Source organism: Epibacterium sp. Ofav1-8 (genome assembly GCF_022348185.1).
Classification (GTDB): domain Bacteria; phylum Pseudomonadota; class Alphaproteobacteria; order Rhodobacterales; family Rhodobacteraceae; genus Epibacterium.
The window spans coordinates 1-24406 of record NZ_JAKRFD010000015.1 but is presented as its reverse complement, the minus strand read 5'-3'; the positions used below and the strand labels follow the sequence as shown (position 1 = coordinate 24406).

Annotated in this window: 36 protein-coding genes, 1 tRNA gene and 1 pseudogene; 17 read left to right on the top strand and 21 right to left on the bottom strand. The window is 59.8% G+C overall.

The window, feature by feature from the left end; genetic code table 11:
• Window positions 1-149: 149 nt before the first annotated feature.
• Complete coding sequence (locus MHM97_RS19650; protein WP_239324710.1) at window positions 150-623, top strand: GatB/YqeY domain-containing protein; 474 nt, start codon at window positions 150-152, stop codon at window positions 621-623.
• Between the two features lie 80 nt (window positions 624-703).
• On the opposite strand, the gene MHM97_RS19645 is transcribed toward MHM97_RS19650, so the two are convergent.
• Window positions 704-1213, bottom strand: coding sequence for a DUF2244 domain-containing protein (locus MHM97_RS19645; protein ID WP_239324708.1), 510 nt, complete (start codon window positions 1211-1213; stop codon window positions 704-706).
• 144 nt (window positions 1214-1357) lie between these two features.
• Complete coding sequence (locus MHM97_RS19640) at window positions 1358-3016, bottom strand: cytochrome c oxidase subunit I (RefSeq protein WP_239324706.1); 1659 nt, start codon at window positions 3014-3016, stop codon at window positions 1358-1360.
• Between the two features lie 286 nt (window positions 3017-3302).
• Here MHM97_RS19640 and MHM97_RS19635 point away from each other — a divergent pair, with 286 nt between their 5' ends.
• Window positions 3303-3719, top strand: a complete 417-nt coding sequence (locus MHM97_RS19635; RefSeq protein WP_239324704.1) for an HIT family protein — start codon at window positions 3303-3305, stop codon at window positions 3717-3719.
• Between the two features lie 98 nt (window positions 3720-3817).
• Here MHM97_RS19635 and MHM97_RS22915 read toward each other — a convergent pair whose 3' ends face one another.
• Entirely contained in the window at window positions 3818-4606 is a 789-nt protein-coding gene (locus tag MHM97_RS22915) for a LytTR family DNA-binding domain-containing protein (protein WP_239324702.1), read from the bottom strand.
• A 141-nt stretch (window positions 4607-4747) separates the two neighbouring features.
• On the opposite strand from MHM97_RS22915, the gene MHM97_RS19625 reads away from it, so the two are divergent.
• Window positions 4748-5248: a DUF2306 domain-containing protein gene (locus MHM97_RS19625; RefSeq protein ID WP_239324700.1), complete on the top strand. Its 501-nt coding sequence runs from the start codon at window positions 4748-4750 to the stop codon at window positions 5246-5248.
• Between the two features lie 19 nt (window positions 5249-5267).
• Here the strand turns inward: MHM97_RS19625 and lipB are convergent, their stop codons facing one another.
• The gene (gene lipB, locus MHM97_RS19620; protein WP_239324698.1) at window positions 5268-5942 is read right to left on the bottom strand and encodes a lipoyl(octanoyl) transferase LipB; all 675 of its coding nucleotides are present in this window, start codon (window positions 5940-5942) and stop codon (window positions 5268-5270) included.
• A 123-nt stretch (window positions 5943-6065) separates the two neighbouring features.
• Between lipB and MHM97_RS19615 the strand changes: the two genes are divergently transcribed.
• From MHM97_RS19615 to MHM97_RS19605, 3 genes are all read left to right on the top strand, one after another.
• Window positions 6066-7691, top strand: coding sequence for a peptidoglycan-binding domain-containing protein (locus MHM97_RS19615; protein ID WP_239324696.1), 1626 nt, complete (start codon window positions 6066-6068; stop codon window positions 7689-7691).
• Window positions 7692-7844: 153 nt separating this feature from the next.
• Window positions 7845-7931: transfer RNA gene (locus tag MHM97_RS19610), tRNA-Leu, on the top strand.
• A gap of 163 nt (window positions 7932-8094) precedes the next feature.
• Window positions 8095-9063: a tyrosine-type recombinase/integrase gene (locus MHM97_RS19605; RefSeq protein ID WP_239324694.1), complete on the top strand. Its 969-nt coding sequence runs from the start codon at window positions 8095-8097 to the stop codon at window positions 9061-9063.
• On the opposite strand, the gene MHM97_RS19600 is transcribed toward MHM97_RS19605, so the two are convergent.
• From MHM97_RS19600 to MHM97_RS19525, 16 genes are all read right to left on the bottom strand, one after another.
• Complete coding sequence (locus tag MHM97_RS19600; RefSeq protein ID WP_239324692.1) at window positions 9043-9309, bottom strand: helix-turn-helix domain-containing protein; 267 nt, start codon at window positions 9307-9309, stop codon at window positions 9043-9045. The two genes, MHM97_RS19605 and MHM97_RS19600, sit on opposite strands and share 21 nt — an antisense overlap.
• A 49-nt stretch (window positions 9310-9358) precedes the next feature.
• Window positions 9359-10330 (bottom strand): phage Gp37/Gp68 family protein, encoded by a 972-nt coding sequence (locus MHM97_RS19595; protein WP_239324690.1) that lies wholly within the window; start codon window positions 10328-10330, stop codon window positions 9359-9361.
• Entirely contained in the window at window positions 10323-10547 is a 225-nt protein-coding gene (locus MHM97_RS19590) for a hypothetical protein (RefSeq protein ID WP_239324687.1), read from the bottom strand. The genes MHM97_RS19595 and MHM97_RS19590 overlap by 8 nt, the downstream gene beginning before the upstream one ends.
• Complete coding sequence (locus MHM97_RS19585; protein WP_239324685.1) at window positions 10547-11107, bottom strand: hypothetical protein; 561 nt, start codon at window positions 11105-11107, stop codon at window positions 10547-10549. The genes MHM97_RS19590 and MHM97_RS19585 overlap by 1 nt, the downstream gene beginning before the upstream one ends.
• A 267-nt stretch (window positions 11108-11374) precedes the next feature.
• Entirely contained in the window at window positions 11375-11593 is a 219-nt protein-coding gene (locus tag MHM97_RS19580; protein ID WP_239324682.1) for a hypothetical protein, read from the bottom strand.
• Between the two features lie 24 nt (window positions 11594-11617).
• The gene (locus MHM97_RS19575; RefSeq protein ID WP_239324680.1) at window positions 11618-11818 is read right to left on the bottom strand and encodes a hypothetical protein; all 201 of its coding nucleotides are present in this window, start codon (window positions 11816-11818) and stop codon (window positions 11618-11620) included.
• Window positions 11815-11994 (bottom strand): hypothetical protein, encoded by a 180-nt coding sequence (locus MHM97_RS19570; RefSeq protein WP_239324678.1) that lies wholly within the window; start codon window positions 11992-11994, stop codon window positions 11815-11817. The genes MHM97_RS19575 and MHM97_RS19570 overlap by 4 nt, the downstream gene beginning before the upstream one ends.
• 27 nt (window positions 11995-12021) lie before the next feature.
• Window positions 12022-12822 (bottom strand): phosphoadenosine phosphosulfate reductase domain-containing protein, encoded by an 801-nt coding sequence (locus MHM97_RS19565; protein ID WP_239324676.1) that lies wholly within the window; start codon window positions 12820-12822, stop codon window positions 12022-12024.
• A 47-nt stretch (window positions 12823-12869) separates the two neighbouring features.
• Window positions 12870-13172: a Gp49 family protein gene (locus MHM97_RS19560; RefSeq protein WP_239324674.1), complete on the bottom strand. Its 303-nt coding sequence runs from the start codon at window positions 13170-13172 to the stop codon at window positions 12870-12872.
• Window positions 13173-13263: 91 nt separating this feature from the next.
• A complete protein-coding gene (locus MHM97_RS19555) occupies window positions 13264-14262 on the bottom strand; it encodes a DUF2303 family protein (protein ID WP_239324672.1) in 999 nt (332 codons plus the stop codon).
• A 36-nt stretch (window positions 14263-14298) separates the two neighbouring features.
• Complete coding sequence (locus tag MHM97_RS19550) at window positions 14299-14715, bottom strand: hypothetical protein (RefSeq protein ID WP_239324670.1); 417 nt, start codon at window positions 14713-14715, stop codon at window positions 14299-14301.
• A gap of 34 nt (window positions 14716-14749) precedes the next feature.
• On the bottom strand, window positions 14750-15436 hold the full coding sequence (locus MHM97_RS19545; RefSeq protein ID WP_239324668.1) for a hypothetical protein: 687 nt from the start codon (window positions 15434-15436) through the stop codon (window positions 14750-14752).
• Window positions 15429-15722 carry a hypothetical protein gene (locus MHM97_RS19540; RefSeq protein ID WP_239324666.1) on the bottom strand — a complete coding sequence of 98 codons (294 nt, stop codon included), beginning with the start codon at window positions 15720-15722 and terminating at the stop codon, window positions 15429-15431. Before MHM97_RS19540 ends, MHM97_RS19545 begins: the two co-directional genes overlap by 8 nt.
• A gap of 590 nt (window positions 15723-16312) precedes the next feature.
• Window positions 16313-16582 carry a hypothetical protein gene (locus MHM97_RS19535; RefSeq protein WP_239324664.1) on the bottom strand — a complete coding sequence of 90 codons (270 nt, stop codon included), beginning with the start codon at window positions 16580-16582 and terminating at the stop codon, window positions 16313-16315.
• 344 nt (window positions 16583-16926) lie between these two features.
• On the bottom strand, window positions 16927-17241 hold the full coding sequence (locus MHM97_RS19530) for a hypothetical protein (RefSeq protein ID WP_239324662.1): 315 nt from the start codon (window positions 17239-17241) through the stop codon (window positions 16927-16929).
• Window positions 17242-17375: 134 nt separating this feature from the next.
• Window positions 17376-17735 (bottom strand): helix-turn-helix domain-containing protein, encoded by a 360-nt coding sequence (locus MHM97_RS19525; RefSeq protein ID WP_255730001.1) that lies wholly within the window; start codon window positions 17733-17735, stop codon window positions 17376-17378.
• A 97-nt stretch (window positions 17736-17832) separates the two neighbouring features.
• Here MHM97_RS19525 and MHM97_RS19520 point away from each other — a divergent pair, with 97 nt between their 5' ends.
• Window positions 17833-18036, top strand: coding sequence for an XRE family transcriptional regulator (locus MHM97_RS19520; protein ID WP_239324660.1), 204 nt, complete (start codon window positions 17833-17835; stop codon window positions 18034-18036).
• Between the two features lie 325 nt (window positions 18037-18361).
• On the opposite strand, the gene MHM97_RS19515 is transcribed toward MHM97_RS19520, so the two are convergent.
• The gene (locus MHM97_RS19515) at window positions 18362-18793 is read right to left on the bottom strand and encodes a hypothetical protein (protein ID WP_239324658.1); all 432 of its coding nucleotides are present in this window, start codon (window positions 18791-18793) and stop codon (window positions 18362-18364) included.
• Between the two features lie 112 nt (window positions 18794-18905).
• Here MHM97_RS19515 and MHM97_RS19510 point away from each other — a divergent pair, with 112 nt between their 5' ends.
• From MHM97_RS19510 to MHM97_RS19465, 10 genes and pseudogenes are all read left to right on the top strand, one after another.
• Window positions 18906-19232 (top strand): hypothetical protein, encoded by a 327-nt coding sequence (locus MHM97_RS19510; protein WP_239324655.1) that lies wholly within the window; start codon window positions 18906-18908, stop codon window positions 19230-19232.
• A 26-nt stretch (window positions 19233-19258) separates the two neighbouring features.
• Window positions 19259-19900 (top strand): hypothetical protein, encoded by a 642-nt coding sequence (locus MHM97_RS19505; RefSeq protein WP_239324651.1) that lies wholly within the window; start codon window positions 19259-19261, stop codon window positions 19898-19900.
• Complete coding sequence (locus MHM97_RS19500; protein WP_239324649.1) at window positions 19894-20295, top strand: hypothetical protein; 402 nt, start codon at window positions 19894-19896, stop codon at window positions 20293-20295. Before MHM97_RS19505 ends, MHM97_RS19500 begins: the two co-directional genes overlap by 7 nt.
• Before the next feature lie 205 nt (window positions 20296-20500).
• Complete coding sequence (locus MHM97_RS19495; protein ID WP_239324646.1) at window positions 20501-20911, top strand: hypothetical protein; 411 nt, start codon at window positions 20501-20503, stop codon at window positions 20909-20911.
• Window positions 20908-21525 (top strand): hypothetical protein, encoded by a 618-nt coding sequence (locus tag MHM97_RS19490; protein ID WP_239324644.1) that lies wholly within the window; start codon window positions 20908-20910, stop codon window positions 21523-21525. The genes MHM97_RS19495 and MHM97_RS19490 overlap by 4 nt, the downstream gene beginning before the upstream one ends.
• Before the next feature lie 193 nt (window positions 21526-21718).
• The gene (locus tag MHM97_RS19485; protein ID WP_239324643.1) at window positions 21719-22297 is read left to right on the top strand and encodes a hypothetical protein; all 579 of its coding nucleotides are present in this window, start codon (window positions 21719-21721) and stop codon (window positions 22295-22297) included.
• Window positions 22294-23073: a hypothetical protein gene (locus tag MHM97_RS19480; RefSeq protein WP_239324642.1), complete on the top strand. Its 780-nt coding sequence runs from the start codon at window positions 22294-22296 to the stop codon at window positions 23071-23073. Before MHM97_RS19485 ends, MHM97_RS19480 begins: the two co-directional genes overlap by 4 nt.
• Window positions 23043-23561, top strand: a complete 519-nt coding sequence (locus MHM97_RS19475) for an HNH endonuclease (RefSeq protein WP_370645770.1) — start codon at window positions 23043-23045, stop codon at window positions 23559-23561. Before MHM97_RS19480 ends, MHM97_RS19475 begins: the two co-directional genes overlap by 31 nt.
• Window positions 23562-23675: 114 nt before the next feature.
• Entirely contained in the window at window positions 23676-24113 is a 438-nt protein-coding gene (locus tag MHM97_RS19470) for a P27 family phage terminase small subunit (RefSeq protein WP_239324641.1), read from the top strand.
• A pseudogene (locus tag MHM97_RS19465) lies at window positions 24100-24406 on the top strand (terminase large subunit); the annotation flags it as partial. The gene MHM97_RS19470 and the pseudogene MHM97_RS19465, both read left to right, overlap by 14 nt.

Genomic DNA, 24406 nt, shown 5'->3' with positions numbered 1-24406 from the left:
TAAGACCGGGACCGCGTCGGGTCAAGCGCTGAACGGTGTACCGGCTTGACAAGGTCGGACGCGGCGGCACGCGCGGCCGGGGATCTTGAAACCACCCCGCAGTTTGATTAATACTGCGCCTTCTTGTTCCACATGGACGAAGAGAGCACATGGATACGCGAACCCGGGTCAACGAGGCCCTCAAGCAGGCAATGAAGGACAAGGCGACGGACCGCCTCTGTACGCTGCGCCTGATCAACGCCGCCATCAAGGACCGCGAAATCGCGGCACGCGGAGACGGTGAAGAGGGCGGCATCGGCGACGAGGAAATTCTTGCAATCCTTGGCAAGATGACCAAGCAGCGCAAGGAAAGCGTGCGCGCTTATGAGGAGGGCGGGCGGCTCGACCTCGCAGAGCGCGAGATGGGTGAGATCGCCATCATCGAAGAGTTCCTGCCCAAGCAGCTGTCTGAGGATGAGGTGTCCAATGCGGTGAAGGCTGCGGTGGATGAAACCGGCGCCGAATCGATTCGCGACATGGGCAAGGTCATGGGCGCGCTCAAGGCGAAATACACCGGCCAGATGGATTTCGGCAAAGTCGGCCCAATGGTCAAGGATCAGCTCTGTTCCGCTGGCGGGTGCTGACCGCGGCACCTGCAGTGTGAACTGCCGATAAGGATACAGACGCCCCGGTTCGAGCATCGAGCCGGGGCTTTTTGGTCGCCTCAGTCGGGAGCTGGCGCGGTGGCAGAGGTCTGACGAATGGCGACGCGCAAGTCATCATAGAGCGCTTTGCGCTCGTCTTCGGACAGGAATGCGCCGATTTCCACTTCGCGCCCCGCGCCACGCAGGGTCACGTAATTGGGGACGGGGCCGCGATCCGGATGCAGGGCGACCTGTGTCCAGTGCCGATTGCAACACCAGCTCTGTGCCGCGCCGCGCCCGTCGGAGCGGATCAGTTCCGCGTTTTCGGGGCCGAGGCGCAGCACTTCGAGCACCTGCGCATTGCGACGGTTCTGATCGAGGGCGTATTTCATCCCGAATACCGCCAGCGTCAGAAACGGGATCAGCCCCCAGAACAGCGGCGTGCCCATCAGTGGCAACAACGGCACCGTGATCAACGCAGCTGTCACCCCCAGAAAGCGTACATAGCCTTCGGGTTTGAGCGATTGATGCGGCCACAGGTGCAGCTCTCCATCCGCATCGCTGGGGGGGCGTGTCCAGTCGTAGGGCATGAGGTGTATTTTATCGCGTCCGCAAGAGGTGTCGAGGGCGCGGCCTGCACATTTCGGTGTGTGGAGGCAGGGGAGGCGGCACGCTAAAAGAAAACGCCCCGAAGCGTGCGGCTCCGGGGCGTCTTGTTTCAGGTCAGGCGCGCCTTAGTGGCTGTGGCCTTTGTCCCAGTCTTCCTGCTTGGGCAGGATTTCAAAGGTGTGCTCCGGCGGCGGAGAGGGCAGGGTCCACTCCAACGTGTCGGCGTATTCGTTCCAGTAGTTGTTCTGGGTCACACGCGCCCCACGCAGCAGCGAATAGATCACTACACCGAAGAAGAAGATGAAGGAGGCAAAGGACAGGAACGCGCCGTAGGACGAGATCTTGTTCCAATATGCAAAGCCTTCCGGATAGTCGATGTAACGACGCGGCATGCCCTGACGGCCCAGGAAGTGCTGCGGGAAGAACGTCAGGTTTGCGCCGATGAAGAACATCCAGAAGTGGATCTGCGCGCCCAGCTCGGAATACTGACGGCCGGTCATCTTGCCGAAGTAGAAGTAGATCCCCGAGAAGATCGCAAAGACCGCACCAAGGCTCATCACGTAGTGGAAGTGTGCCACCACGTAATAGGTGTCGTGATAGGCGCGGTCGACCGCGGCCTGCGACAGCACCACACCGGTCACACCACCGACGGTGAACAGGAACAGGAAGCCGAAGGCAAAGACCATCGGTGCCTTGAACTCGATGGAGCCGCCCCACATGGTCGCGATCCAGGAGAACACCTTCACCCCGGTGGGCACCGCGATCACCATTGTCGCGATCATGAAGTAGGCCTGCTGGTTGAGGCTCATGCCGACAGTGTACATGTGGTGCGCCCAGACGATGAAGCCCAGAACGCCGATCGCAATGATCGCCCAGACCATCGGCAGGTAGCCGAAGACGGGCTTGCGCGAGAAGGTGGCGATCACGTGAGAAATGATGCCAAAGCCCGGCAGGATCACGATGTACACTTCCGGGTGGCCGAAGAACCACAGGATGTGCTGATAGAGGATCGGGTCACCACCACCGGCGGGGTCAAAGAAGGTGAAGCCGAAGTTGCGGTCCATCAACAGCATGGTGATCGCGCCTGCCAGAACCGGCAGGGACAGCAGGATCAGCCAGGAGGTGACAAAGATCGACCAGCTGAACAGCGGCACCTTGAACAGGGTCATGCCCGGGGCACGCATGTTCAGGAAGGTAGTGATCATGTTGATCGCGCCGAGGATCGAGGAGGCACCGGAGACGTGCACGGCGAAGATCGCCAGATCCATCGAGAAACCGCCTTCCTTGACCGAAAGCGGCGGATACAGCACCCAGCCCACACCGGAGCCGAGCTGGTTGTTGCCACCCGGTGCAAAGACCGAGCAGACCGCCAGTGCGGTACCGGCGACATACATCCAGAACGAAAGGTTGTTCATCCGCGGGAACGCCATGTCCGGCGCGCCGATCTGCAACGGCATGAAGTAGTTGCCGAAACCGCCGAACAGGGCCGGGATGACGACGAAGAACATCATCAGGATGCCGTGGCCCGTAATCAGCACGTTCCAGAGGTGACCGTTCGGGGTACAGGGGTCGGAGGCAAAACCTTCCAGACACATGTACTGAACACCGGGATCCATGAGCTCCAGCCGCATGTAGACGGTGAATGCAACGGAAATGAAGCCGGTGAGCGCCGAAACGATCAGGTAAAGGATACCGATATCCTTGTGGTTCGTGCTCATGAACCAGCGGGTGAAAAAGCTCCGCTCGTCCTCGTGGCCGTGACCTTGAATGGCTGCGTCTGCCATTTGGGTGCCTCCTGTTTATACTCCACAGAGACCGCACGGGGGATTCCCGGCAGTCCTGGTCTCGTCTCGGTTTTAGAGCGGCCTTTCGTGCCCTTCAATGGCCGAGTTTGATCTGGATCAAGATTAATTGTCGCGCCCCCTTGTGTTTTTTGCCCCGCTTACGGCTGGCGCACCGGTGCAATGCGGCAAACCGGTCACTGGCGGCAGCAGGGCGTGCCGGCTTGACCTGAACCGGGTGGGCTGCAAAACCTCGGGTCACGGTTCGAGACAGGGGAGACCGAAACTGATGAGCGCTTATGATTCCGACAATATCTTTGCCAAGATCCTGCGTGACGAGATTCCGTCGACGCGGGTCTACGAAGATGACGACACGCTCGCCTTCATGGATATCATGCCGCGTGCCGACGGGCATCTGCTGGTGATCCCCAAAACACCCTGCCGCAATCTGCTGGATGCGACGCCTGCCCAGTTGGAGGCGGTGATGCGCACGGTGCAGAAGCTGGCGCAGGCCAGCAAGGCCGCCTTTGACGCGGATGGGGTGACCATTCAGCAGTTCAACGAAGCGGCCGGAGGGCAGGAGGTGTTCCATTTGCATTTCCACGTGCTGCCGCGCCATGAGGGGGTGCCCTTGCGGCCCGCCGGTCAGATGGGGGACATGGACGCCATCGCGCAGCATGCCGAAAAGATCCGCGCCGCGCTGTGATCCCTGTCTCGTCCGGGGGCAGGGACCAATCGGCCCGGCTGTAGCAGCATGCCGCCCGAGATATGCGAGCCGGTCAGGCTGGGACTGACAAGAAGGCGTTACGGCAGCAGTCCGCGTTGCCGTAACTCCGGCACATAGGTGCGCGAGACCGGCAGCTCCCGCCCGTCGGTCGTGGTCAGCCTCGCGGCGGAACCCGCGCGCACCACGCGGGTGATCGCATCCGAGGCCACCCAATGCGAGCGGTGGATCTGAAACCCGTCGCCCGCTTCTCTGATGGCGTCCGACAGGCGCAGCAGCAGGACATCGCGGCCCGACGTGGTGGTCACTTCGACATAGTGGTCCTGCACAGACAGGGAGATCAGCTTGCCCCTTTTGTCGAGTGGCAAGCGCGACAGCAATGGCGGCGCGATGTCATTTGCGGTGGTCTGCGTCCTGTCTGCGGTGTCGGCGGAGGGGCGATCCCCAAACCAGGATGCCGACAGGTTCACAATGACAGAGATCGCAATCGCGTTCAGCGCAAGCGACAGCGCATAGGCGGGCGCGAAAGGGGATTGGCCGAAGATCAGCCAGTTCAGCATCAGCACCTCGACACTGACGCAGGCGCCAATCAGCACCCCCGTTGCAGTGACACCGCCCCACCGCCGACGCGGCGGCTGATCCGATGTTGGATTGAGCAGGGTTGCAATCAAAGTCCCGGTCAGCAGCGTGATCTGCACGACGGCGGTCCAGTAGAGCAGCCGTGCAAAAAGCCCGAGATAGGCATCGGTGCCAAAGGGGGCTGCAAATCCCAGCACCAGACCCGCCGCCGTCGCACCGACCCAGATGTTCCGGCTGGTCAGAACGGCTTGCAGTTCACGCTTCGCGAGTTGCCAGGAGGTGATAGTCACGAAGTTTTGGCTCCGTTTACGAAGCAGGCATAGCCCGCTGGGCGGGGTGTTTGGCAGGCAGGGCGGGGCCTGTCCCGGCAGGTTTCCACTCACAAAGCCTATCGGAGTGTATCCGATGGTGAAACAGCAAAGGTCTTCGTTTTGGCAAGCTTTCCGTTGCTCCCGGACGCCGCGCCCGTCCTCTCGATCCATATCTGCGCCGCGCTGACAGCGGTGTGCGTGACCCCTGCGGTGCTGTGGCGCAGACGCCGCGATGCGCTGCACAAGGGACTGGGCTATATCTGGGTGTCGGCCATGGCGGTGACCGCCCTGTCTGCGTTCGGGCTATCGGGCAGCGGGCTCATGGGGCCGGTGAGCCCGTTGCACGCCCTGTCGTTCCTGACCCTGTGGGGGCTGTGGGTGGCGATCAGAGCCATCCGGCGTGGTGACCGGCACCGGCATCAGGCGACGCTGCGCGGGCTTGCCACCTATGCGCTTGGGGTGCCGATGGTGCTGATCTTCCTGCCCGGGCGCCGGTTCTCCAACACGTTCTTTCCCGACACCCCATGGGCTGGCCTGATGTTGGCGGCGCTTGCATTTGCCGGGATTGTCGCGTGGCGGCGCTGGTGGGCGCATCCACGCGCGCTCAGCCCGGAGCGCTAACCAAAGGCGCAGGGCCGTGTCAGCTGGGGCAGGTCGGCGCAGCATCGGCGGCAAAGGCGATCTCGAACGTGCGTTTCAGCGCCACGTCCACATCCGCCAGCGTCACCGGCAGGCCAAGATCGACGAGGCTGGTGACGCCGTGCTCGGTAATGCCGCAAGGCACGATACCGGTGAAATGCTCCAGATCCGGCTCCACATTGATCGAGATGCCATGGAAGCTCACCCATTTGCGTAGGCGGATGCCGATCGCCGCGATCTTGTCTTCGGTGATGGCTCCGGTCGGGGTGACTGGCTTTTCCGGCCGTTCAACCCAGACGCCGACCCGCCCGTCACGGATGTGGCCGGTGACGTTGAATTCCTCCAGCGCCAGAATGACCCAGCGCTCCAGCTGGCGCACAAAGCAGCGCACGTCCTTGCCGCGTTCAGCCACGTTCAGCATCACATAGATCACCCGCTGGCCCGGCCCGTGATAGGTGTACTGGCCGCCGCGCTTGGTGGTGTAGACCGGAAAACGGTCGGGATCGGTCAGGTCATCGACCCGGGCCGAGGTTCCGGCGGTATAAAGCGGCGGATGCTCCAGCAGCCAGATGCATTCCTCGGCCTCGCCCCGGGCGATCGCCTCGGCGCGCGCCTCCATGAAGGCCGTGGCCTCCTCGTAAGAGACCAACCCCTCAGAGGTCTTCCACTCCACCATCGCGCCTGCTCCTCATTCATCTTTTCTTCGTCTTGCCGGAAGACCCGACTCGCAATGAGAGGGGTCTGTGGTATTCTGGTTCTCACATAGGTTCCCTGTGGGGTGAGTGCGAGGTATTATTCCATGTCTACAAAATTCATTCGAGCTTTAACGGCGGCGTCTCTTTTGACCACAACAGCGGCGGCCCCTGTGGCGGCGGATAACCTCGGCGCAGCCCTGGTTGGCGGCCTGCTCGGGGGCGTGATCGTCAATGAGGTCAACAAGAACAAAAGGCGCACGGTGGTGCGGTCCACATCCAGCAGCGCCACACGGGCCCACAATCGGGAAACCCAGACGGCGCTGAACTATTTCGGGTTTCCCGCGGGCACCCCGGATGGTGTGTTCGGGCGCCGCTCGCGCGAAGCGGCGCGGCAGTACCAGATGCACATGGGCTTTCCGCAGACCGGCAACCTGACTCAATATGAGCGGGATTTCCTGGTGACATCCTACAACCGCGCCCTGGTCGGCGGCCCACAGGTCGCCAAGGCAATGCAGAGCCCGCAGGGCATTCGCGCGGTGCTGAAAACCTGGCATGGCGCCCCGGCGGGGGGCTCTGCCGGTGGCTATGGCTACGCAGGGCTGCCGATCGAGGTGTCGAACACGGTGGATGAAATCGCTGCCGCAGGCGATCCCACGGGAGAACAGCTGTTGCAGCGCAGCGGCTTCATGCAGCTCGCGGATCTGAACCGGGATGGGCGCAACGATTATCTCATCGATACGGCTGCTGCGGGTATTCCCTACTGGTGCAGCAACGGCGGTGCCTCCTGCACGGTGATGGTGTTTGCCTCGACGCCACAGGGCTACGAGCGCAATGATTTCACCGCCAGCGGCATCACCACGGCGGATTTCACCTGTACGCGCGGCGAATGTGACCGCGTCGAAGCGCCCACGGTTGTGGCGAGTGTTGCGCCACAGGCGGTGGCACCAGCGCCGGCTCCAGCGCCGCAAGGCAATGGCACCGTTCTGGCGTCCGGCGGCGCGCAGGGGGGGCTCGGTGGCCTCACGCTCTTTGACGCGCCCGCACCGCAGGCTGCATCGCTCACCAGCCATTGCAGCAAGGTGAGCCTGCTGACCAGTTCCAACGGCGGCTATATGACGGTGTCCAACATCACCGACCCCGAGCTGGCGCTGGGAGAGCAGTTCTGTCTGGCCCGGTCCTACGCGATCAACCGTGGCGAAACACTGGTCGCCGGGCTTCAGGGCGTGACCTCGTCGCAGGTCGATGCGCAATGCGACCAGTTTGGTCCGGTGTTGCAACCTCATGTGGCGCAGTTGGGCAGCAAGGACAGCGCCTCCGTGGTGGCCAATGTGCAGAAGTTCATCCTGCAGTCCAATATGTCGGTCGAGCAGTTGCAGAACACCGCCGAGATCTGCCTCTTCTCCGGGTATCGCCGCGACAACATGGACGTGGCGCTTGGGGCGGGGCTGCTGCTTGTCGGGCTTGGACAGCAACCCTACGCGGAGCTGATTGGTCACCATATGGCCTTGGGTTTTGGGGCAGCGGTGGACCATGGCCGCGCCCAGGCCTGGTACGGCACTGCGGTGTCCGCGCTGGAGGCCGGGTCCGATCCCGTATTTGCGCCGGGCCAGCCGGAGCGTGTCGCGTTGGTAAAGGCCGCGTCCGAAGGCTTGACCCAGCCGACGCTGCCCAAACCAGTACAGGCATCAAGCGGGGCCTCGTCGTTGCCGACCTTCGGTGACGGGAACTGAATTTAGACTTCCCATCAAAGTCTTAGAAGCGCCCCGGCCGGTTTGGCTGGGGCGTTTTTTCAAGCACCACAGAAAACACGAGAAATTTTCGTTTTCCCTCTTCACATCCCGGAACGCGTGTTCTATACGCCCCTTCACCAAGTCACAGACAGTGCGGTCGTGGCGGAATTGGTAGACGCGCAGCGTTGAGGTCGCTGTGGGGTAACTCCCGTGGAAGTTCGAGTCTTCTCGACCGCACCAACTACTTTCCTAGAAAGCCCCCTAATGTCCTGTGGTATATAGACATATAGCGGATTTAGGCGAGGCGGCGGGTGTGAACTTCTAGTGAACAACCGGGTGGTTTTGACAATCCATTACGACGAAATTACGATTGCTGGGCTATACACAGCTTAGGAAATCGCACTTGGCTACGTTCAAGAAACTTGAGACAGGGCGCTGGCAGGCTCAGGTCGCCCGGCAGGGTGTTCGCAAGGCCAAAAGCTTCAAGACAAAGCGCGAGGCGCAGGATTGGGCCAACCGTCAGGAATTCCTCATCGCAGAAGGCGAAACTGGCGGCTCCAGCCAGCCGCTCAGAGAGTTGTTTAGTCGATACGCTAGAGAGGTCTCGCCAAAGAAGCGTGGTGCAAGGTGGGAGATTATCCGACTTGAGCGCTTATCGAAAGACAAGATCAGCGAGATTCGGCTTTCCGACTTAACCCCCTCTGATTTTGCAGATTGGCGAGATCGGCGGCTGAGCGAAGTAGCTCCAGCCAGCGTAAATCGCGAAATGGTTCTTATGTCCGCAGTGTTGACACAAGCGCGCAGGGAGTGGGGATTGATTTCATCAAATCCTATGGCAGACGTAAGCAAGCCGAGCAAACCACCCCCTCGTGACCGCCGTGTGTCTCAAGATGAAGTAGATAAACTGGTCGTCGCGGCTGGAGCGGATCTGACCAAGATTCGTGCGCGGGCGGTCCACGCTTTTCTGTTCGCCATTGAAACCGCAATGAGGTCTGGTGAAATCATCAGCCTGACCAAAGAGACCGTTGACTGTGAAAGCCGTGTCGCGACTTTGCCAAAGACCAAAAATGGCACGTCGCGCAAGGTTCCTCTCTCAAATGCTGCCCTTTCGCTTCTGAGTGAGCTTCCCGAAACTGAGGGGGCGCTGTTTGGCCTCACAAGCCAACAGATCGATGCGAATTTCAGAGCGGCCCGCGACAAGGCAGAACTTAAGGATCTTACGTTTCACGACAGCCGCCATGAGGCGATAACCCGGCTAGCCAAAAAGCTGGATGTTCTCTCGCTGGCACGAATGGTCGGTCACAGGGATATTCGGATGCTCCAAGTGTACTACAACGAGACGCCGGAAGAACTAGCCCGCCGTCTCGATTAAGCTGGCATATGTAATAAGCTTTTTGTGACCGTCTCGGCGCACTTCAAGGCGACCGCTATCACAGTAGCGGTGCACCGTTTTTTCAGTGCATTTGAGGATTTTCGCGGCCTCTTTGACGGTCACATATTCGGGCTGCGCATCCTTGCTTTGCGCTTCAACTATCCGGCGCAAGTCGGATAGCTCGCGCATCAGCGGGGCGGTAGCTTCTTGGACCGCAGCTTTAATTTCGGCTTGAAGAGCGTTCATTGGTGTTTCCCTCCCCGCATCGAGCCAGATCGAAAGACTTGTAAATCTGTCATGCTGGCACCTCGCTCCACTCTCGCCCGTCCAGTGTTCGACCGGCGACCTTCTTCGCGGCCCGTTTCATCAGGTGCACACGGTCACCGTGGAAGCCGATGCCGCCGTCCGCGTTTAGAATTGCCCATTCGTCGCGCTTTGTTTTCGAGTAGTCCGCCCGCCAATCTGGATCATCCCTGTCGCGGTCGATCTCGGCAATCCAGTTTCCCCACTGCTTAAAAAAGAAGAGGGTGCCTGCGGCAGTGCATTGGTCGCGTAGCGATCGCGCCCAATCGGGATGCATGGGGCGCGCCTTGGCGCCACTCTCACCGCCGCAGATAACCCAATCGAGGCGCGAAATAGGTGCGGGCACTGGCTTGCCTGTCAGGTCTTCCTGAGCCTCGCCGCGCAGTGCATCAAGCGTGATGTTTCCTTTGATCTTGAGCGCGTTCAATTGGACCTTCTCCAGAAGCGGTTCCGCGCTCACGAAATGTACCGCAGCCGGGATCGCCAACAGGTGCGGGATATTGGTTTCGGCGGTCTTTTGCGTCCCTGCGCTGGTTCCAAGCCAGACGTTTGGCCAGCCACTGCCCCAGTCGTCAGGCAGCATCGCCGCAATGTTCTGCGGGCGTTTGGTTAGCAGCAACCAATCCAGGCGATCACAGGAGCGGATCAGCGCCCACAGGTCGGCGCGCCACTGCGGGTCTACCGCGTTATCGAACACATCGGCCAGTGAGGCGCAGAACACACGCTGACGCCGCCCATGTTGAGCCGCGAAGGCACGGGCCTGTTTGTTCCACCGCAGAGGCTTGTTCCAGTTGGCGATGCCGGTCCTGCGGCGCGGTGCCTTTGGCCCCCAGTGGTTGCCGCCGTTAAAGCGCTGGTCGCGAACTTCGGCATAGCAGTGGTCACATTCGGGCGCGACACGCTGGCACCCTTCCCAAGGATTGAACGTGTGGTCTGTCCATTCGATATTCGACTGTTCAGCCATGATCTTTCCTCCGGGCTGCACTAAGTGACAGGATCTGCTCTGCCTGTTCCATGGATTTCCGGGCGACATCTTCAAGCTGCATCGCGAGCCTGTCGCGCTCGGCCACCAGTGCCCGCAACCGCTGGGCGTCCTGGCGGTGGGTGCTCATTGCGCATTGATCGATATGATCTGCGCGCGCCAAGATCGCAGCGGTGCTGATGTCGATCTGAGTTCCCATCACATCTGTTCCGGTTTCTGGATTTCTTTCACAGGCTTGGCTTCGCGTTCACGTGTGCGGCGATCAATCTCGGCCGCGATCAGAGCGCCAGACTTTTCAAGGTTGCGGATTGGGTCATCGGACGGCTTCCACCATTCCTTGTCCCACGGCCAGAAACTGGCGATGGCCTGTTCCTGCGCCCAATGTTGGGTGCATGCGAGCGCGTAGCAGGCTGCGGCACCTGCCATTTCCCCAGCGCTATGCTCGTTGTCATGCTCGGGCGTCCAACCCTCACCTTCGACCTGCCGCTTGCGTTCTGCGGCGATGCGTTCAATTCCGTTAGTGGTTCCTTCGGCGATTTTAGGATCGGGCAAGGCTGCGACGATCTCTTGCTCGATCAGATCGCTATTGGCCCATCTGTGACCGTTCTCATCGGGCTGCGTTTTGTTCAGCTCACGGATGTTTTCAAGCGCGCGCTTCATCGCGGTCGCGCGATCAAGAAGCGGCTGGAACATGATGCACATGGCCTCATGCTGCTGTTCCATCGACAGGCCGTTCCAAAGCTCATCGGCCTCGGCCATGTCGATAATGAGTTTTCCGTCTTTGATGCCTGTGTTCATGGGATGCTTGATCGGCATATCGACCTCCGGGGTTAGCTGGGCTGAATTGGTGTGGCGGCTCCGACGGTGCGCAACACGGTGACGTGGTGGGTGCCAAATTCCACCCCGTTGTCATCCCCAGTGCGAGCCTTTTCACGGGCCTCGGACTTGCTGTCCGCGTCGACAGTGACGCTGAACTCGTGAGTCTCCCTGCACGTAACTAGGAAAGTGGGCATATCGTCCTCCGGGCTAGCTGGACAGTTCGCGCATCCAGTGTTCGATGCGCTCCTTCTGATAATTGTTCGCCGCTTCGAAGTTCTCGGCAGTGATGGCCGGGAATTTCGCTTCGCGCTCGGCGGCAGCGCACTTACATGCCTCGATGTGCGCGGCGCGCTCGGCGATGGCCTCTGGCCGGTTCTTCAACTCCTGAGAGCGCAGGTGTTTTCTGAGCATGTAGGTCGCGGCCATTGGTGCCTCCGGGGGATTGTTGGATTACTCGTGGTTCATCGGGCTTTTGGGCATGTCACGCCAAAAGGTCGGCCAGGTCTGAATGTGCGTTCCGGCCAGAACCCAAGCCTGCTCCGGTTCGAGCCAATGCCCGGCCTCGACCTCAGACTTATGAGGGTGTGCCAGTAGCACTTGCCGCTCGTCGTCCGGTTTTTTCGTTTCGCAGAGGGTCCACTTGGCGATCATTGGATTTCTCGTGGGGTTTGGGGCTGGGCGTCCAGGTGGATTTCGGTAATCGCGTCGATTACGCCAGCGGATGCCGTGATGACATCCCGCACTTCGGAAGGGATGCGGTGATCCATCGCCATTCCCCGAAGGGCGTTCGCGACCCTCTCCAGCGACTCTATCTCTTTGTCGTTCATTTCGGCCTCCTGGGTTTAGGGTTGGAGTCATGCCGCATCTGCGAGCTGAGCGCGTCGGATGCGGTCTTGGAGCGACATTCCGTTGAACATGGTGAAACCTGTGCGCCCCTCGATATCGGTGATCTCTTCCACCAGATCGGGCCGCTGCTCTGCGCCGTGCAGAATGTCGTTCTCACACCCCATGATGCAGATGACGCACGAGAGCCGTTTATTGCGGGCGTAGGCGGCATGGGGTTGCTGCCCCGCCTGCTGGATGATCCAGAACACATTCTGGGTCGTCAGGTGATGGATCGGCATGTACTCGTAGACCTCACGGCCCGGAACGACCTTTCCAGATTTCAATTTGCGCTCTTTCAGGCATAGGGAGTCGAGCAGCTTGAAGGGGGCTTTCTTCTTCCGTGCAGCGCTTTCCTCTGCCCGAATACCCGTGCAGTTGACCGCCAGAGTTGCACCGCGCGCTTTCATGTCGTTGCGGATGAACTTGTGAATGGGGCCGCGCTTTAGGTCGCTGGTACACTGGCGGGTCGCGCTCGAAGGCCAGGGCGGTACGTCTGGGCGTGTTCTGGCGCGGTGTTCCACCATTTCAAAGAAGGTCTTTTTCGCGCGCACGACATTCAGCGGGTGCATTATGGTGGCGTTGATATGGTCCTGGACGCCGTCCCATTCGACCTTGCCCAGGTCCGCATGTACGACCACGATTTGATCGTGGGGGACGATGCGACGCAGGACGATGTACATCGCCTGGCTGTCTTTGCCCGCGCTGTGGGAGACGTAGAAAATCGCTCCGCGCGCGATCAGATCTTCAACCTTCTTCCGTTCCAGCAGCATATCGTCCTCCGTGATAAGTGGGGTCGGGCATAACCCGGCCCTCAATATTATGCGGTGAGTTGGTCGCGCAGGCGGAAGCCCAGCAGTGGCCAGATCTTTTCGCGGGCCTTGTTGCGGGCGATCTTCCGGCCAATCTCGGCATTGAAGTTCTCGGGGCTGGCGCAGGCGCTTTCGCCCGTGACCGTAAAGCCGTTTTTAAGCGTCAGGCAGCAGACCGTCAGGCAGGAGCCGGGGAAAACGTGGTAATCGTCATCCTCGATCTCGGCGTCCAAATCCTCGGGCGTGATGCGCTTGGCCGTCAGGCCCTTCTCTTTGATTTCGGCCTCGATGGCCGCTTCGTCTTTGCTCATGGGGGTCTCCTTTCGAGCGGTGGGTGGAGGCGGGAAGGTGTCGCTGGGGTATCTCTGCCGCCCGATCATTGTGGGACGGCAGAGAGAGGAATCACTGTTCCGGTGAACCCATGAACGTGGGCAGTTCGGTTTCCTCGGTCGCCTGATCTACCGCTTCCTTGAAGGCGGCTTCGAACACCTTTTCCGGGTTGTAGATCGAGAGGATGAACTTCACCGACTGGCCGGATTTGCGGTAGCGGAAGCGCACCGCCATGCGGTACGGAGCGCCGCCTTGGAAGACAGGAATGGCGATGATGATCAGGTTGGGGAGATTCAGCTTCTCGCCGTTCTCGTCCTTGTGTTCGTTCAAGAACTTAACTTCGGCCTCGCCCGTGTCGCGGTTGGTCACCACCTTCAGGTCACTGGTTTCAAAAACCTGAAACTTGCGCGACATCGCCAGCAGCTGGGCCAGTTGACCAAAACGCCCATCGATCTGCTGGGCGATCTCGATCAGGCGATTTTCCCAAGGCTGGTTCTGGTCGGAGATCTCGCCATTCAACACGGCGGGGGTTGGGTCCATCACGTCTTTGGCTTGCGCCTCGATGAATTCGCCCATCTCGTCCTTGTCTTGTGCGCTGCCGGAGACTTCCATCCAGGCTTTCCATTCCTCAGACAGGGGGAAGTCATAGATCGCCTTGTGGTGACAATGACGCGCGCTGGGATCGCCAGCGGGGTTAGTGATGTTTGCAGCGCCCTCGGCATGGTAATCCGCGATGCAGGTCAGGGCGGGGGCTTTCAGGTCGGCCTTGGCGAACAGGGCAGAGGTTTCGCCCTTGAAGCGATTGGCCCATGCGATAAGGCTGGCAAGGTCCGTCATCCGCGCAGTGCCTTTGCGCTGGAACGGTTTTTGAATTTGTGCCGCGCTGAGGTGATACCTCGAAAGATCTTCAACCTTGCGATGGTTTGGCAGTGTGACCAGATGCGCCTTTGTCAAATCGAAGGTTTCGGGCGTCGGGACGTCATTATGCTGGCCGATGTCCGCCATAAGATCGCGGACGGTCTCTGCCGGGTTCTCCAGGGTGAGGGCGGCGGTATCTCGTTTCGAGTCCATTTGGTTTCCTTGTGCGTTGAGGGTGAGGTTTCAGGGTCAGACGTCGCGCACTTCACCCGTTTCCGGGTCGTGCGGGGTGACATCGCGGACGCCGCCATGCATGCGCTTCATCATGGGGCTGTAGAGGGTCATCTGCCCTTGGCCGTCCACGTATGCGGCGGCGTTGCTGGCGGGTTTCTTCGGGCCTTTGAAATCGGCCGAGATTTTCATGCCCAGATCGCCTGCGCCGCCGAGTTCATAGGCAACGCTGATCGAGAAAGAGCCTTTTGCGCCCTTGTGGCCGTACTGGTCGTTGTGATCCTGCAATTCCACCAGAAGGTCGCGGTGGTCTGACATGAAGGTGCTCAGGAATTCACCGCCGTCGAACAGGCTGAAAAGCTGCTCAATACTGCGGATCGAGTACGGGTCGTTGTTCGTGACCTCAGCGGGAGGTAGGGGTGTTCGTTTTGTCATCACGGGTTTGATCCTTTCGGGTCTTGGGGTGAGGTTACGCGGCGCGGGAAAGGCGTCTGTCCGCCTCGTCGCCCCATTGGCGCGCGGCGGCGTTCATCATGCCCTCGAAGGAGCGACTGCGCAGGCGGGTGCGTTCTGGTCCCGGTGGCATGCGATGCACGCGGTTCCAGCGCTTCCATTCGGCGGATAGCCGTTCCGGTTCCGGCAGGCGATTTGTCTCGCGCAGCGGTGACAGCCCGTCCAGATACCAGCCCGTTGCCTTGTAGGCCGGATCGCCAAACTGGAACGGTTGCACGATGCTGGGCGCGGGCAGGTCCGCCGGCATGCGGTCGCGGGCGAGGTCGTTCATTTCCGGGTTTTCAATGGCCCGGCATGGGATGGGTGCTTGCCAGCAAGCGGTGAAGATGCTGACGCCCAGTTCAAACTCTGCTTTGAGGTCCGCCCAGCTCCGCCCCTTCGGCAGCTTCTTGGGGTGAGTCCATTTGCCCGGCCCGGACATCCAGCGGCGACCAGAGCGGCACAGACGCGTGCAGGGCGGGTGCATCACCGCCAACAGATCCCAACCCTCATTCAGGATACCGTCACGGACGTCGCAGATGATGTGTCGATTGGTCCGATCCTCGGCGGGTTCGATGTCGCAAGACCAGACGTCATGGCCGAGGTCCAGCAGAGCGCGACGCATGATGCCGCTGGTTTCACAGGCGACCAATGCTTTAGCCATTGCGATACCCTGCGCGTGGCGCTGCAATCCGACCGCTCCAGGCATCAAAATCCGTGCGCAGTGCCTCGAACCGTTTGAATGCCTCGCCGCGCAGGTCGAGGTCGCGGCGGGTGACGATGCGGCAGACGGTGCGCAGGTATTCAGCGGCGGCAGTCGGGCAAAACTGCTGATCTGGAAGGCCGCAGCGCATCGCTGCAAAGCGCTGAAACTGCGGATCATTGCAGAGGATACCGGCCAGTTGTGCCGGGGATTTTGCAGAAACGGATGTGTGCTGATGCTGTGTCATGGTCTCACCCGCGCCCTGAAATGAGGGCCAGCAGTTTCTGCAGCACAGACGGTTCGGGTGTCTTGTTGGGTGTTTGGTGATGGTCGAGGCCGGGGCAATCGGGAATTGTGGTGCCGCCGGGGCAGCCGCATCCAGGCCAGAGAGGGCAGTCAAAATCTGCTGTGACAGACAGCATGGGCGCGGGCGTGGTGTTGCGTGCGTGAGTGGTGGAAGCCGCGCGCACCCCGGCGGTGATCTGGTCGGTCTGGGAAGTCGAAACTGTCATATCTGTCTCCGCAGGCGTGGGCAGGAGTTGCCGGGTTCCGAAGAAAAAGGGCCGAAGCCGGAGCTTCGGCCAGTTGGTCACGGGCAGGTTTCAGGCCGCGTGATGGGGAGTTTGTGAGCGCGGGCGGCTTGCAATTTGGAGGATTGAACCGCCCGCGCCTGATCCGCACCGCAAGACGGGTGCGAAACTTCGGGGGCCGCATGGTCAATCCTCAAACCCATGTGGCCGGTGGTGTTAGTGGTGCGCGGGCGGTGCCCTGGGGATCTGGCCGAAGTGCGCCATGTCGGCTGTGAGATAGGGAGGGGCATTCCGGCTGCGCCTTGCGTTACGCCGCATGGCGGCGATGTGGCTGGATCCCCCGGTCCTGCATGATCTCGCGAACCTTCTGCCCGACGCGCTCCAGAACCATATCGGTCGGTTCAGGCGAGGGTGCTGGCCCTTCGATCAGATGCTGGGGGCGCAGGCGAGCGGGGTTGAACCCTTCGCCGCGCGCCGCCTTCATTGCTGCCCAAGCGGACGTAAACAGGTGGGTTTCGTGGATGTGCTCTTCGGGTGAGCCGACGATCTGCCGGGCAGTTTGAGTAATGTCTTGCATTCAATCCTCCATCGGTTGATGTTTCTATGTAGATAGTCTAATAGAACTATGTCAATACAAAAATAGTCCCAAAGGACTATGCTTAAATGAACGTTGGAGTGATTGCGTGCCGGACTGATTCCATCGGTGCGGAGAGCGCGCAAAGAAAAACCCCGCCAGAGCGGGGTTGGGAGACGGGTGAGATGTATGGGTTGGTGGTAACCGGTTTCAACTTGGTAATGATGTTCTGTGTGCTAAGTTGTCGCGGCGAAATGAGTATCCTGAGGTGGGTGCGCGGAGCCTATGCGCTGAGCCTTGTGCTGTACTCGATATTGAGTTTTGCTGGCCGTTGACTGTCGGCCAATTCAGTTATCGAGTATTTGGTCACTGAAAACTTTCAGTAGATAGATGTAGAGGAGTGCCGCTGGCAGCACAGCAGCCCAGAGCGTTTCAAGTATTAGAAACGGTGATCCCATGTCCTCTCCGCTTAGGAGTGGCGCTGCAAATCCTCCGATACAAAACATGACCCATCCAAAGCACGCAAGGCCTAGGTTTAGCTTAATGCGTTCTATGAGGTGGCGCACTTTTTGGGGGTTGTTGGTGTTTATCCCGAGGGCAAAGGGGGCTCCAAGAAGCGCGGCGAGACAGGTTATGGCGAGGCCCTGAAGTATTGTGTCCATCAGTTTTCCTTGTTGGAGTCAGGCGTGATTTCAGCAAGGCGGATGGTCAGAAGGGTCATATTCTTGCCCAGCCCCATTTCCATGGTCACGCCCTGTGGGTGGAATTTGGAGATCAAAATTGACCGATCAGGAAATCATTCATCATCTTCTACGCCTTTTGGCCGAGACCGATCCGCAGCGGCAGCGAGACCTCGTCCATAGCCTAGAAGCTCTTGCTTTAGCGGATCGGGTAGCTGAGCAAATAGACGCACAATTTCTCGCTCTTCTGCGGTCTGGGCGTTACTCATAAACTCTTCTAGCGTCGTCCCCAGGGCGGCGCATATCTTTCTCATCGTTGCCACTCTGGGACTCTTGTTGTCCCTGAACATTGCTCGAATTGTGCTGTTGGCGAGTCCTGCTCTCACTGCGAGGTTCGAAACATTCAGTTCCGGGTCCGCTTCAATAGCAGTCTCTAGGCGCACCAGGAAAGGTTCTGTGACAGGTTGGTTTGGCATGTAGTTATTTAGAACTATCACTGCTCTACTCGCTATAGGTTTATAGGACTTGACCGATGTAGTCCTTTGGAACTATTTCGGGTGTATGGAACAGTTCATGGCAGAGGTTCGGGAATATGCAGCCCGTGTGGGGGTGAAGCCCACAACCGTTATTCAGCGGGCCAAGGCTGGTGGCGGCGGGACGTGGCGGAAGTGGGAGGAAGGCGAAAGCAGCCCGACCCTGATCACCGCTGACCGGGTGCGCCGGTACATGGCAGAAAATCCGCCTGCGGTCATGAACGACGATAGGAGCGTTGCATGATCCGTTCGCGGTTAACACTGGTTGTGAACAATGATGCGTCATACCCCGACGATGCGCGGGGTATGGCGCAAAAGTCTTGGTCAAATCAGTTTGACCCCTACGCGCTAAAGACAAACGCGCCGGATCTGTGGTCCGGCTACTTTCGCGCCCGGTTCAGCAGCCCGCGCGAGGTCGCGCTTTATTGTGACGTATCGTTTCAGACCGCGCTAAACTGGTGGGGTGCAGTGACCGCTCCCGCCAGTCACGTCGCACTTCTGGTCATTCTCACCGACCCGGGCGCGTCTGAGTATTTTAGGACAGAAGTAGCGAGGGCGGCGTGATGTCATCAGCTGCAATGGTCCTTCGCTTCGAACATATTAATGTATGCATCGAGCGTGTAGGGGCGAAAGTTCCCTTTCTGCAAGGCTCCAATAAACGTCCTAAATCCGACGTAGGCTCCGAAGCTGTTTTTGGAATTGACCTGACCACAGGCCACTGTGACCGTTTCGCCGCTCTGGAGAGTTCGCTTTTCTACTCTCAGGTTGCGAAAGTGAGCGCTGAAGGGGTCCTTCAGAACGTTCTTTACGCCATCTTCGATTTGCCGTGCCTGCTGCGCGGTTGGTTCGCTGGACTGTCGGGAGACAACGGGGTTGGGGGGCGTGCAGGCGGCGGTCAAAAGCAGCGCTGCGGCGGCGATCATGCGGAAAAGCAATACGGAATCCTTCTGCTGAAAAAACTCAATATCTCTCAGAGTGGCGTTGTTGGTGTCGCCAATCAAGCGCCTTCCTTCTCCCTGAACGCTGACTTCTCTGGCGGTCCCGGCGACACGTCTGAACTGCCGGAGTTGGGCTCTTGTCAGACCTACTCACCGTTTCTTGTGGGGGTCTCCGATGCCCTTCGCTGATCTCGACCGGAACCAAGTGGAAGAGTCCGAGTGCAGCCCGGAGGCCTGCCGCGCGCTGTGGTGCGCTGTGATTGCTGAGCAGCTTTCGATGGCGCTGCGCCCTCGGAAGGTTCACGGGGACAATGACGTTGCGCGTGCGCGGGATTGGTTCGGATCTCGTGACTTTCACACCGTGTGCAGCCTGATCGGGTTGGACGGTCATTGGGTAAATTCGCAGATCCAGATCAAGATTGCCGAGGCCGCTGATCGTGAGGCCAATGGTGTCAGCCTCAAAGGCATTTTGCCCTCGCAAATGATGAGGGCCAGAGCATGACGGGGCCGAACAGGTCCACAGCGGTCATGCAACGCCGTGTCGAGCCGCATGATAGCCTCGATGACTTCCCCACTCCGCCCTGGGCTACGCGGGCGCTGTTGGAGTTTCTGGTACAGCAAGGGTTCACTGCGGGCGGAGTCGCGCGGGAACCTGCGGCAAACCGGGGGCATATGGTGCGCCCCCTGTCGGAGTTCTTTGATCGCGTCGAAGCGTCGGATGTTCATGATTATGGCGTCGGCTATCCGGTGCAGGACTACTTGTTCGGACCAGATCCTGACGCAGTTGACTGGACCATCACCAATCCGCCATTTCGTCTGGCTGAGGCGTTTATCGCGCGGGCCTTGCGCACAAGCCGCGAAGGGTGTGCTGTCATCGTGCGCAGCGCCTTCCTTGAGGGGATCGGGCGTCATGATCGCCTGTTTTCCGTCAGGCCCCCTGCGTTTGTCCTGCAATTCTCCGAACGCGTGGTGATGCACAAGGGGCGGTTGTCGGCCAAAGGATCAACTGCGACCTCGTATTGCTGGATTGTCTGGTTGCATGAGGATCAGCACCTGTCCGGGACGACAGAGTTGTTTTGGGTGCCGCCGTGCCGCGCGCGTTTGGAGCGCTCGGAGGACTACCCCGAAAATACGCCCACAGAGGCCCATGAGGAGGGTTTGCAGTGGTGACGGTCGAAAAAAGTCAGCTCGCAAATGGCGTGCCACGTCATTTGAAGGTCGAGGATCTCCGCAGCTTTGCAACGGTAGAACTGGCGGTGGCGACGCCGTGGCAGGCGGGCGTTTGCTTCCTTCCCGAATGTGGCCGCAGGTTCCAGCCCGCGCGCGATTGGCAGATGTATTGCTGCACAGAGTGCGAGCGCGCAGGCACGGCGGAAATGCGCAAGTGGGGTCATCGCATGGCGTTGTCGGCGCTGACCTGGCGCATGGGCAAGTATGAGAAGCACGACACCGCAATTCGCGATTTAACCCGTGCGGCGCGGCGGCACGTGACGCACGTGCAGTCGGCGTGGCTGTCGGATCGACAGTCACGCGCGGCAGCGTCTGGGGGCGGCGATGGCATTTGAACCTGTTCGTGACGGTCGGGGCCAGCCTCGGTTTTTGTGCACCTGTGACGATTGCGGTCGCGAGGACACGGTTGCAGCGCGCCATGGTCGGGCTGGCAGCGATGGGCACGGTCAGGCGGTTTCCAAGATTCAACGGTTGGGGTGGTCCTACATCGGCAAGCGCCTGCGTTGCGGGACGTGTGAGGCGAAAAGGAAGGTGGAAAAAATGGCGGCGAAAACAGAGCAGAAAACACCGGCTCAGACGGCTCCGCGTGAACCGACGCGGATGCAAAAGCGCGAAATCATGGACCTATTGAGCGAAGTCTATGACGACGAAAAGCAGTGTTACTGTGGCGGTGAGACCGATGACACGGTGGCCAAGGTGTTGAATGTCATGCCCGGTTGGGTTGCTGGCATCCGCGAAGAGTTCTTTGGGCCAGATGGCAGCAATGACGACATGGCCGCGCTTGGCGATGAAATCCGTAAGTTCATGCAGGACACGCAGGCGCGCTTGGCCGCTGCGAAATCCGAGGTGGAGAGCCTGGAGGCCGCCATCGGTCGCGTGACCTCGATGTCCAAGACGCTGGATCAGATCAAAGAGGCCGTTGGCCCGCGTAATCTGGCGAGGGTCAAATGAGTGAGGAGCGTGCCTTTCGTCTGGTCGAGGCTGAGACAGTAGAGGTTTATCCGATCTCCTCAACGGAGCGTCTGGATGCGCATTATTTCGTCGCGTGGAACCTCAAGCGTTGGCGCGGCAGCGACTTTCGGCGGCATGGCTACGCAGATCCCGAAGTGGGGTTCTTTGGGGTCGAGCTGTTCCATTTGGCACAGGATGAAACGCCGGTGGGCACGTTGCCGTGTGATGATGAAGCGCTCGCCTTTCTGTTGCGGATGCCCATTGGCCGGTGGCGAGAGCTGCGGGCGCGGGAGGTCACGCCCCTGCACGGCTGGCGTCAGGTCACTTGCGACAACGGTCAGGTGCGGTTGGCGCACCCTGTCGTGACGGAGGTGGCGCTGGCGGCGCTTGGGTCAAAGAAGCGGAACGATACCAAGAATGCGGATGACCGGATGCGGAAGCGGCTCGGCACGATTGTTGGCCATTTGACCGGCCTGCCTGGTGGCGCGCGCATGGCGGAGAATGATGAGGTCGTGAACAAGATCAGCGACTGGATCGATGGGCAGTACCCCGGCGGTAGCGCCACGTTGAAGCGCGTTAGGGAAGCGCTCAACGACCTGTCGCGCCAACACTGATTTCTTCCCAAAAACTTCCGCCGGAAGAAACAGGAATTTCCAAAACCGTTTTTGGAAGTTTTCATTTTTTCCAAAAACCGCGCGGCTGAAAGGAAAGGAGAAGAAATCAAAAGAAATGAAATCTTCCGAACGGTGGCCGTTTTTGACGGATTTGCCTGTGGATAAGTCGGATTGCTGAGAAAGGGGCAGGGCCATGGAGGGGCAGGAACTACAGGAAGGCAAGGAACGGGTCAGGGTGCATTTGATTGATCCATTGGAGCGGCGCGGGCTGGAGCGCAGGCGTGGCGTCCGTCTTGAGGATCATCAGGCGTTCTTGACCAGCCTGGAGGCGCGGCTTGCATACATGCAGCCGGATAAGCTGATCGCATTGGCGGAGGTGATTGAGCGCCACGCCACTGGCAAGCTCAAGACGAATTGGCCCACTGAGGTGAGTATCATGAATTGGGCGCGTCTGATGCAGGTTCCACCAGCGAGCGAAAGCCGTTTGGTGCGCACCTACATGCAGTCCGGCGCAGGTTTGGCGGCACGTGATGGTGGCTATTTGGTCGAGCTGTTCGGATACCTCAAGAAGTGGGGCGCGCCGCCGAATAGCTATTCCATGTCAGAGATCCGAAAAGAGGCGGATCACAACCGGGGCAAGTTGGCTGCGATCCGGCGGGCGGTTAGCGCTGGCCGTGCCACCGCCTCAGAAATCCAGTGGCAACAGGGCTATCTGAGCACCGAGGCGCGATGTCTCGACATCATCAATGCGAAAGGGAAGGTGGACGCATGAGCGTTGTGATTGTTGGGACAAATGGCGTGGCGCGTTTGTTGGAGGAGGCAGAGCGGGTTGCGATGGTGAAGGCGCGCGGCGTTGTCCCGGTTGCTTGCGGTGACAGTATCCCGGAGGCTCCGGCGCGTGGTGCTTTCCGCGTCTTTGATCCGGTTGCGCTCTACCCTGACGGCAGCGATTACGCAGTGAAGTCGGCGGGCTATCGCGGGCGCAAGGCCATTCGTCTGGCTGATGCGTTCGATAAGATGGAAGGTCAGGCGCGCAAGGTTCTGTTCGAGCCGCATCAAAAGGCTATCGGTCGCAACTATGGTGCCTTGTTTGAGAAACTGGATGCGGCAGGTGTTCGGTGTTCCTCCGTCGAGGCTATGCAGCAGCAGGCATCGGGCGGAGGTGGTGAGTACATGGACGCGCTGCTTAGGGATCGGCAGCGGCTGGATGATATGCAAAACCGTGTCGGCTATGGGGTGGCATTGTCTGTGCGGCGGGTACGGCCTTCGGCGCGGGGCAAGGTTGGTCTCATCAAAGATCGTAGCTTGATCGATATGGTTTGCGTTCAGGATCTCACTTTGTCGGAAGTGTTGAGGAAATGCGGCTGGGTAGCTGATGGGCAACGGGCGCAGGGTAAGCACATCAAGTCCTTGCGGTTGGCTTTGCTGTCTGCGCTTGATCGTATGGCTGGGGTGTCCCGTTCGGGCCGTGTTGCCCCCTATCATAGCGGTGCTGCTCCGGGCATTGCGTCGGAGCAATGGCGCAACCGCCCGAAGAATGGGGATTGACGTTAGTACGACCGACTGCCTATGAATATGCATCATCGACAATTGCGCCCACGGGAAACCGGCGGGCGCTTTTGCGTTGGTATATCCAGAAAAGAGAAGGTTATCCCGTGGCGCGGTTGAAGATCTGCGCGGCATCAGGTTGTGAGGAATTCGCTCTGCCTGGGCAGTCGCATTGCGAACAACATGAGGCAGAGCGGCAGAACAAGCTGAAGGTACGGCGTGCGAAGGCACAGACCTCGGAGGCGGCGATTGCGGCGCGCGTTCTCTACGCCGATCCCAGGTGGAAGGCGGCGCGTATCGCTTACCTGCGGCAGCACCCGCTGTGCGTTGACTGCGGCGAATTGGGCGTGATTGAGCCCGCCACCGATGTTGATCACATCATCCCGCACAAGGGTGATCGGAAACTGTTCTGGGATCGCTCCAATTGGCAGTCCCTCTGCCACTCCTGCCACAGCCGCAAGACTGCGCGCGAGGTCTTCCACGGGTGACCGGGGGTATCTGAAAATCGAGCGCGGTACTGCCGAAACCGGCGGGGATACCTTTGTTTTCGTGCGCGTCGAATTGGGAAAAAAAGCCCACTTTTTATGATGAAAGGAGGGGGGATGAAAGGGCAAAATCCGAAACTCGGAAACATCATCCCCATGCGCGGGGATGCACAAAAACCGGTTCCGCCTGCGCCGGATCTGCTGTCCGATGGTGCCAAGAAGGTCTGGGAGCGACTTGCGCCTGAGATGGTTCGCAAGGAACGGCTTGAAGCGATTTACGAGGACATCTTCGCGCAGTTCTGCGAGGCGGCCAATGACGTTATTGAACTGTCTTCGATCATAGCCATGGAGGGGCGCACCTATACGGTCCAGACTCGAAACGGTTTGCAGCAGAAGAAAACAGCGGCGTGGCAGGCGCGGCTAGACGCTCTGGCAACCCTCAAGACGCTTGGCGGGTTGTTCGGTATGTCGCCTGTTGATGACAAGCGGTTAGCGAATCCGGGGCAGGGTGACATGTTCGATAATCTGACGGCAATGCTAGATGGAACCGATTGACCACCCGGTTTCGCGCTATGCTGTTGGGGTTGTAGAGGGGGACATCGTCGCTGGTGATATGGTCCGCATGGCGTGCGATCGTCATCTGCTAGATCTGGAAACTGGCGCAGATCGTGGCCTGTATTTCGACTGCCAAGCGGCAAGCCGGATCATCCGCTGGGCCGGGATGCTGCAGCACACTACCGGCCCGATGGGGGGCAAGCCCTTGGTTCTGGAGCCGTGGCAAGAGTTTCGGCATGGGTCGGTGTTCGGCTGGAAACATCGCGAGACCGGGTTGCGGCGGTTCCGGTCCA